General features: G+C 68.0%; 5 protein-coding genes and 3 pseudogenes. 3 read left to right on the top strand and 5 right to left on the bottom strand.

All coding sequences use genetic code 11. The annotated features are described in order from the left end of the window. Nucleotides 1–288: 288 nt before the first annotated feature. Nucleotides 289–471 (bottom strand): hypothetical protein, encoded by a 183-nt coding sequence (locus ACWGIU_RS22275; RefSeq protein ID WP_453708360.1) that lies wholly within the window; start codon nucleotides 469–471, stop codon nucleotides 289–291. Nucleotides 472–879: 408 nt separating this feature from the next. Between ACWGIU_RS22275 and ACWGIU_RS22270 the strand changes: the two genes are divergently transcribed. Both ACWGIU_RS22270 and ACWGIU_RS22265 read left to right on the top strand, forming a co-directional pair. Beyond that, on the top strand, nucleotides 880–1,500 hold the full coding sequence (locus ACWGIU_RS22270; protein WP_453708358.1) for an SH3 domain-containing protein: 621 nt from the start codon (nucleotides 880–882) through the stop codon (nucleotides 1,498–1,500). A 197-nt stretch (nucleotides 1,501–1,697) separates the two neighbouring features. Continuing rightward, nucleotides 1,698–2,075, top strand: a pseudogene (locus ACWGIU_RS22265) (transposase); the annotation flags it as partial. 80 nt (nucleotides 2,076–2,155) lie between these two features. On the opposite strand, the pseudogene ACWGIU_RS22260 reads toward ACWGIU_RS22265, so the two are convergent. The 4 genes and pseudogenes from ACWGIU_RS22260 to ACWGIU_RS22245 all read right to left on the bottom strand — a co-directional run bounded on the left by ACWGIU_RS22260 (nucleotide 2,156) and on the right by ACWGIU_RS22245 (nucleotide 6,991). Beyond that, nucleotides 2,156–3,029 (bottom strand): annotated as a pseudogene (locus tag ACWGIU_RS22260) (transposase). 366 nt (nucleotides 3,030–3,395) lie between these two features. Next, a complete protein-coding gene (locus ACWGIU_RS22255; RefSeq protein WP_453708356.1) occupies nucleotides 3,396–4,649 on the bottom strand; it encodes a YVTN family beta-propeller repeat protein in 1,254 nt (417 codons plus the stop codon). 404 nt (nucleotides 4,650–5,053) lie between these two features. Next, entirely contained in the window at nucleotides 5,054–6,052 is a 999-nt protein-coding gene (locus ACWGIU_RS22250) for an IPT/TIG domain-containing protein (RefSeq protein WP_453708354.1), read from the bottom strand. 153 nt (nucleotides 6,053–6,205) lie between these two features. Beyond that, the gene (locus ACWGIU_RS22245; RefSeq protein ID WP_453708352.1) at nucleotides 6,206–6,991 is read right to left on the bottom strand and encodes an IPT/TIG domain-containing protein; all 786 of its coding nucleotides are present in this window, start codon (nucleotides 6,989–6,991) and stop codon (nucleotides 6,206–6,208) included. A gap of 697 nt (nucleotides 6,992–7,688) precedes the next feature. On the opposite strand from ACWGIU_RS22245, the pseudogene ACWGIU_RS22240 reads away from it, so the two are divergent. Then, a pseudogene (locus ACWGIU_RS22240) lies at nucleotides 7,689–7,954 on the top strand (transposase); the annotation flags it as partial.

Here is a 7,954-nt window from a genome sequence, read left to right as displayed (position 1 = left end):
GCGCCGGCCCCGCAGGCGAGGGTCTCGCCGACTCCGCGTTCGTGGACGCGCACGGCGAGGTGGCGGCGGCCGCGGCGGACGACGAACTCGACGGTGACGCTCTGGGGGTAGACGTCGTCCGGGGTGACGGTGGGAGGTGTGGTGAGTCGCCGGAGTGGCTGAGGTCGTCGACGAAGGCGACAGCGTGCGGGTTACCCATGTCGACGTGGAGAGTCGGCCAGGTGTACACGTCGGCGGTGACGGCGATGCCCGCGGGGCCGGGGAGGCGCGGTTGTCCCACGTCGACGGTCACCGGCCCGTCGAAGTTGTCGGTGCGCTGCGGGACATGGACCTGGCGTATGCCGGCGCGGGTGGCGATGGCCAGGAAGTGCCTGCCGGGCAGTGCCGGGCGTCGACGAGGTAGCGGGCCAGGACGCGGATGCCGTTGCCGCACATCTGGCCGAGGCTTCCGTCGGCGTTGCGGTAGTCCATGAACCAGTCCGCTTCGTGTCGGTGCCCCCGACGTCGGCCCTTGTGGCCAGGGTACTCACCCAGGCCTTGATGGCCACGTCGGCGTCCGCCTGGCCCGCGCTGTGTTCTCGCCCAGGCACCGCCCATATCCAGCCGCTTCCACCTGGGTGGTCATGGTGGACCCGTCGGGTCCGGTGTGGGACATGATGCCGCTGCAGCCATGGTGTGGCTGGGATTGTTCCCCTTTTGCGGATAGGCGTGTTGAACAGCGGCTGTGGCATACGGATTGGGCATATCGGGCTATACGCTGGTGCGTCGACGGCTGGGACCAGCTCGCCCTCGCCATAATCGTGGCTGGCAACCGGCCTGGTTGCCGTCCCGCGCCGCGCGCCGCGGCTGGGCGAATGTCTTCGTAGGGGAGCCCGGCTCATGCTGAAGCCCACCAGAACCATCCTCACCCTCGCCGCCGGAAGCCTCGTGCTCGGCCTCGTCGGAGCCGGGGCCGCCGTCGCCGACGTGGCGTCGACGTCCAGCACCGCGTCGCAGCGGACCGCGGCTGCCGCCGACGGCCGACACGCGATCGGCAGGGTCGTCTCGAAGGGCCCGCTGAAGGTCCGAAGCAAGCCGACCACCCGCTCCCAGGTCGTCGGGCAGCTGCAGCCGAACCGCAGGGTCGAGATCGAGTGCAAGGAGTACGGGCAGTCGGTCGACGGCAACCGCATCTGGTACCGCCTGCACGAGGGTAACGGCAACCAGGACGGTCGCGACTCGCAGAACAGCAACCAGGACGGTCGCGACTCGCAGAACGACGACCAGGACGGTCGCGACTCGCAGAACGACGACCAGGACGGCCGCGACTGGCAGAACGGCAACCAGGACGGTGGTATGGGCGGCCGGCGGGACGACGACCAGGACGGCCGCGACTGGCAGAACGGCAACCAGGACGGTGGTATGGGCGGCCGGCGGGACGACGACCGCGCCTACGGCCAAGAGCACTGGGTCGCGGCCCGTTATGTCGAGAACCTCACCCCGGTGCGCTACTGCCGCTGACTCGCGGCCTACATCAGAGACAGGGCCGGGCACGCGGCCCGACGCCCCGGTGTCGGCGGCCACTGACGGTGTGCGGTTTCAGGACATCGTTGACTGAATGGCTCCAGGAGATGCTGGAGGGCTCCAGGTAATGGGTGACGATTTCAAGGGGAACTGTAAAGAGAGCGGTGTAACTCCGGATCAAGGAAGATGCACCGATGACCAGTGAGAACGAACCAAGGGGGAGACCGTTGAGCCCCCTGGCCGAAGCCGTCGAAGGCGGTGGACGACCGGCTGATCGACGAGCTGGTCTCCCGCGTTGAGGCCGAGGACTTGCAGCTGACCGGCGAGGGCGGGCTGCTGCAGCAGCTGACGATGCTGCTGCTGGAGTCCGCCCTGGAGGGCGAGATCACCGACCACCTCGGCTATGACAAGCACGACCCCAGCCGGGGACAACGGCGGCAACTCCCGCAAACGGAACGCGAGGCAAGACCGTCCTGACGGACGTCGGCCCGGTGAAAGATAGCCGTGCCCCCGCGACCGGGACGGCTTCTATACCGAAAGTCGTCAAGAAGCGGCAGGAGCGCCTGTCCGGGTCAGGGTTCTCTCGACGAACTCGTCCAGCTTGTGCAGGTACTGACTTCGGCTCGTCAGCCCAGGGACAGGCTGGTGCCTGTTATGAAGCGGTCGAGGCCGGGTCTGTCAATCGAACGGTGTATCCGGGGTGGCTGGGGTACTGACGGACTGCGGCGAGCCGGCCGTCGAAGGTGATGTCGAAGGCGTTGAGGGCGGTCTTCCGGCGCATGGTCCAGCGGGCCTGGCCCGTGCCGGTCGGGTCCAGGCTCTAATGATGGCCATGTAGACGCCCTTCAGCGCGGCGGTCTCGTTTCGGGAAATGCCCTCGGGCCTTGACCGCCCCCCGGATCCTGGCGTTCACGGACCCGATTGCGTTCGTGGTGCGGACGATGCGACGGATCTCGGTGTCGAAGCGGAGGAACGGAGTGAACTCCTCCCAGGCGTTCTCCCAGAGCCGGACGATCGCTGGGTACTTTTTGCCCCAGGCGCCGGCGAACTCGGCGAACCGCTCAAGCCCGGCCTCTTCAGTGGCCGCGGTGGATACCTCATCGGTCGAGATCGTCCGGCGGGAGACTTCGGCGCCATGGACCTCGGCCAGGTGGGCCTGAACCTCACCGGTTGTCAGGCCCTTCACGGACGGCGAGATCACCATCTCGTCCACTCCGGACAAATGCTTCTGCCGCTTGCGGACGATCTCTCGGCTCGAACGAGCCGTCCCGGTCGCGGGGCACGACTGTCTCCACCGGTCCGACGGCCGTCAGGACGGCCTTCGCGCGGGCCCCGTTGCGGCTGTTGCCGCCGTTCTTGCCGGCCGGGTCGTGCTTGTCATAGCCGAGATGGTCGGTGATCTCGCCCTCGAGGGCGGACTCCAGCAGCCGCTTCGTCAGCTGCTGCAGCAGCCCACCCTCGCCGGTCAGCTGCAGGCCCCGGGCCTGGGCCCGCGACACCAGCTCGTCGATCAGCCGGTCATGCACCGCCTTCGCCGGCTACGGCTCGCCGGCCTCGACAGTCTCGGGCTCGGTCACATCGTCACTGGTCATCGATGCATCTTCTTTGATCAGGAGTTACACCGAACGTTTTACAGTCCCGCTCCCTCCGAGCGTCGAGCCACGGGCGTAGCCGCTGCGGATTGCCGCCCTCGGGGTGTCCGGGTCGACCGGGACGGGCACGGGGTGTCGGGCCGCCACGGCTGTCCGGGGCAAGAAGAGGTGCCTGCCCACCGTCTCGACTCAACCCATGCGGGCGAAGGCTCCCGCAGCCGGTGGGCTGTGGGAGCCTTCTCATGTCGTCACGCTTGCCCGGGCCTGCTCATGTGCCCATGCGGTCAGGTCCTCACTTCGTCACGTGTACGTGCAGTACCGAATCTCGTTGAGGCTCCGGGCGTAGCGGGCGGCGATCCAGCCGCGGCCGTCGGCGAGCTTGTACCACATCGCATTGCCGTCGACCGGCTGGCCCTTGGCCTTGCACTGGACCGGGACCACCCTGCCGGTGCGCACCTTGCCCTCGAAGGGGTACTTCGTGCCAGGGCCGGAGTGGATGGCCAGGGCCTTGCCCTGGGCCACGATGCGGGCCTTGGGGTTTCGCTGGCCGAAGGCGACGTCCAGTGGCGAGTTGCCCACCGGGATGATGAGGGTGACCGTGTCGGTCGCGGTGTTGATCACCGACACCGTGTTGTCGCTGCCGTTGGTGACGTAGGCCTTCGTGCTGTCGGGGGTGACCGCGACCCCGATCGGCGCGGCGCCCACCCCGACGGTGGTGGCGACCGTGTCGCTGCCGGGGTTGATCACTGACACCGTGTTGGCGCTGCTGTTGGTGACGTAGATCCTCTTGCCGTTGGGAGCGACCGCGACGTCCGACGGTCCGGTACCGACCCCAATGGTGGTGACGACCGTGTTGGTGACGGTGTTGATCACCGACACCGTGTTTGCGACGCTGTTGGCGACGTAGACCTTCTTGCCCTTGGCAGCAACCGCGATTCCGAACGGCGAAGCGCCGACCTGGATGGTGGTCGTGACCGTGTTGGTCGTGGCGTCGATCACCGTTACGGAGTCGGCGTTCGAGTTGGCGACGTAGACCTTGCTGCCGTCGGGAGAAACGACGACCGCGAGCGGTGTGAGACCGACCTCGATGGTGGCGGTGACCTGGTCGGTGGCGGTGTCGATCACTGACACCGTGTTGTCGTTGGCGTTGGTGACGTAGGCCTTGGCGCGGGCGGGCTCGGGGCCGTCGGGCCCGATCGCGACCCCGACGGGCAGCGCGCCGACCTGGATGGTGGTGGTGACCGTGTTGGTCGCGGTGTCGATCACCGACACCGTGCCGCTGTTCTGGTTGGTCACGTAGGCCTTGGCGCCGTCGGGGGTGACAGCCACTCTGACCGGTCCCCCGGTGCCGACCGAAACGGGGCTGCCGACGACGGGAGCGCCCGGGGCCGCGACATCGATCACGGACACCGTGTTGTCGGCTTCGTTGGTGACGTAGGCGTGGGTCCCGAAAGGGACGGTATCGGCGGCGGCCGCCTGGACCTGGGGGAGCAGGGCGGGGGAGAGGGAGGCGAGGACCAGAGCGAGCAACCCGGCCGCGGCGTGGCGCGCCACCCCGAACCCGGTACGGGTCGTTGCCTTCCGGTCTGGTACCGGGCGGCGGGAACGCTCCGTCCGAAACCCAGAAATCATGCCTGGCCCACCTCTCTTGGAGCCTCCCGCCCGACTGACGTCGCGTCAGGCACACGGGAGGAAAAACGGAACGGCCGCGGGCACCGATCCCGCGGCCGGCGTGAGGCTCGCCTCACATCCGACATATAACCATTAAATGATAAATAGCCAGGCGCATCGCCACGCCTTTCAGCGGTGTCCGGTGCCCAGTTGGCCTATGCCGTTCACCTCCTGGTCTCCCCGCTCGCGCCACTTCGGGGCTGACCGGCCGTCACCGCAGCAGAGCCTCCGCATTGTGGCCGCCGTCGACGCGCCTGCCCCGGCGCCTGACGAGGGCGGGCCGCGCCTCAGTCGACGTACTCAAACGGGGTGCCCGACGTGGTGCCCGCCGGTGTGCGCACGACGACCATCACCGTGCCCGGCGCCCCTCCGGGTGCGACAGCGACGACCATCGTGTCGGAGATTGCGGCGAAGGGCACGGGAGTGGCCCCGAAGCGTACTTCGTCGGCGAAGGTCAGACCGCTGCCGGTGATGGTGACGGTGGTCCCGCCGAAAGCAGGACCCGATGAGGGGTTGAGGCTGCTGACGACCGGATCCGCGAGGTACGTGTAGTAGGCGGTTCCCGGCCCGGGGGTGCTGGTGCCGCCCGGCGTGGTGACGGTGACGGTCACGGAGCCCGATCCGCTGGGGGCGTTCGCGGTGATCTGGCTGTCCTCGTCGATCGTGACACCGGTGGCCATGGCCGCTCCGAAGTGGACGGCGCTGGTGAGCGTCAGGTTGGTGCCGGTGATGGTTACGGTGTTTCCGCCGGAGAGCGGGCCCTGATCGGGGCTGAGCCGGCTGATGGTCGGAGCCGGGATGTAGAAGTAGGCCAGGGGATTGCTGACGCCTCCCGCCGTGGTCACCGTCACCTCGGCAGCGCCGCCGCACGCCGCCGGCGTGGTGACGGTGACCTGGGTCGAGGTGTTGCCGATGATGACGGCCGGGTGCGTGTCGAAGCGCACTGCGGTGGCCGCCGACAGACTGGTACCCGTCAGGGTGACCGTGTGTCCTCCGGAGGTCGGTCCCTGGTTGGGCGCCAGAGAGCTGAGCACGGGGGACATGACGTAGGCGTACGGGACGCCGTTGCTCGTGCCCGATGTCGCGACGACCGTGACGTTGACCGTCCCGGAGCCCGCCGGCGAGATGGCGACGATCCGGGTGGTGCTGATCACGGTGAACGAGGCCGAGACGGCCCCGAACCTCACCGCGATGACCCCGCTGAAGCCGCTGCCGTTGACCGTCACCGCGGTCCCTCCCGCGGTCGGTCCCTTGTTGGGATCGAGACTGCTCACTACCGGGGCCATGACCTGTTCCTCCCTGCAGTCCTCAAGAAGCTGCGCCCTGGCTGACGTGTGTCGGCCAGGGCGCAGCGGGTGCACGCTCGGCGCTGTCCGGGCTATGCCCGATGAGCGGTCGAGGTGCTCACGACGACCCGCCGACCCTGGACGGGCCGGGGATTAGACGACGGTGAAGACGTCGCCGGCGACGATCGCGGTCTGACCGCCGGAGGTGGTCGCCTGGACGTCGTACGTGCCCGCGGCGAGTCCCGAGGGGACGGTGGCGACCAGGGTGGTGCCGGAGGTGCTCGAGAAGTCGGCCTCGACCGCGGCGCCTCCGCCCGTGGGGGTGAAGGTCACGCTGCTGACGTCCACCAGATTGGTGCCGGTGACAGTGGTGTCACTACCGACCGGCCCCGACGTGGGAGCCAGACTGACGACGGTCGGGACGTCGTAGTAGGTGTACTGGGTGGGGGCACCGAGCGAAATGCTGGTGCCTCCGGCGGTGGTGACGGTGCAGTCCACCGTGTCGGTGCTGCCGGTGAACGCGCCGTGCGCGGGACAGGTGACGGTCAGCTCGCTGTCGGAGACGACCGTCACCCCGGTGCCGGCGCCCACGGCGCCGAAGGTCACCCCGGTCGCGGTCAGCAGGCCGCTGCCGAAGACGCTCAGGGAAGTGGCGGCCGCCGGACCGGTGTTGGAGCTGAGGCCCGTGGGCTCTGGGGGGTTGATGTAGAAGAACGCGAGCGAGTTGCTGGTCGAGGTTCCCGCTGTGACGCTGACGCTGACCTGGCCACCGCACAGCACCGGGATGACGACGGTGACGGTGGTGGCGCTGACGGTGGCGGGGGTCACCTTCTTCGTTCCGAAGTTCACCTTGGTCGTGCCCGACAGACCTGTGCCGGTGAGAGTGAGGGTTATCCCGTTGTGGCTCTGGGTGGGTGTCAGCGACGTGAGAGTTGCCATGGGGGTCTCCTTGCGTTGCGACTGTTGAACTCCTGAGGCAGGAGTCGTGCGGCTGACGGTGCGTGGTACGAGTTCGCGACTCCACGGCATGCCCGGGGCCGTGTGCGGCGGGGCCTGAAGCCGGGTGAGGGAATTGATGGGCTGCCACAGCCCTTCGAGTGCGTGCGGCGGCACTCGGTTGCAGCAGGTGAGTGAGGCGTCGCGAACGGAGGCTGGGGCGTCGCAACGGTGGAGCGGTCCGCGTCTCGCTGGGACGGCCGGCCGATTTCAGGCAAAGAGCCGGCCAACCGGTGCGAAGCGCTAGCGGATCGATCGATCCTGACGAACCAAACGATCCGGGCAATCCGCCTCGCCCGATTTCATTCAATCCGATGGCCGCCGGCCCCAACAGAGCGCACATGGTGTTGACGGAGGCTTATGTGATTGTCACATTCACTTCAAATTGCTCTTTTTGTGTGCGGGGGCACGCTGCTGTTCAATCCTTCTCTGAAAGTTGCCCTTCAGAGGTGTCTCACGTGGCTTTTGCGAGTTCCTGAAGTAACCTCCGGGGATGGGGAGGCAGATGACAGTGGGTCAGATGGGACTCGTGAGAGGAACCCAGACGACTCCCCGGCGGCGGACGTCCTTGGTGTCGGCCTTCGTCAGGCTGCGGCGCTTGCGGCGGGTGATCCCGCAGATGTCGTGCCTGCGATGAGGCCGCGTCGTCCTCGACTCCGCACACGTGCGGGCCAAAAAAGGAGGGGGGGCGAACTCACAGGTCCGAGCCCTGCGGACCGGGGCAAGCAAGGTTCCAAAATGCACGTCCTGCCGGACGCGAACGGCCTGCCCCCTCGTTGGCGGCGGCTCGGCCGCCAACACCCACGACAGCCAGGCCTTGAAGCCGATGGTGCTCGGTCACCAAACGAGACACGACCCCCACCGCGGCCGCCACTTCAAACCCCAACGCCTCCACGCCGACAAAGC

The organism is Streptomyces sp. NPDC054840, from assembly GCF_053611065.1.
Note: the sequence above shows the minus strand (reverse complement) of the source record. Positions and strands in the feature narration are given on the sequence as shown.

What these genes read in the sequence shown, in the direction of transcription:
- ACWGIU_RS22275 (WP_453708360.1), bottom strand. Translation starts at nt 471, where the DNA reads ATGGACTACCGCAACGCCGACGGAAGCCTCGGCCAGATGTGCGGCAAC.
- ACWGIU_RS22270 (WP_453708358.1), top strand. Translation starts at nt 880, where the DNA reads ATGCTGAAGCCCACCAGAACCATCCTCACCCTCGCCGCCGGAAGCCTC.
- ACWGIU_RS22245 (WP_453708352.1), bottom strand. Translation starts at nt 6,991, where the DNA reads ATGGCAACTCTCACGTCGCTGACACCCACCCAGAGCCACAACGGGATA.
- ACWGIU_RS22250 (WP_453708354.1), bottom strand. Translation starts at nt 6,052, where the DNA reads ATGGCCCCGGTAGTGAGCAGTCTCGATCCCAACAAGGGACCGACCGCG.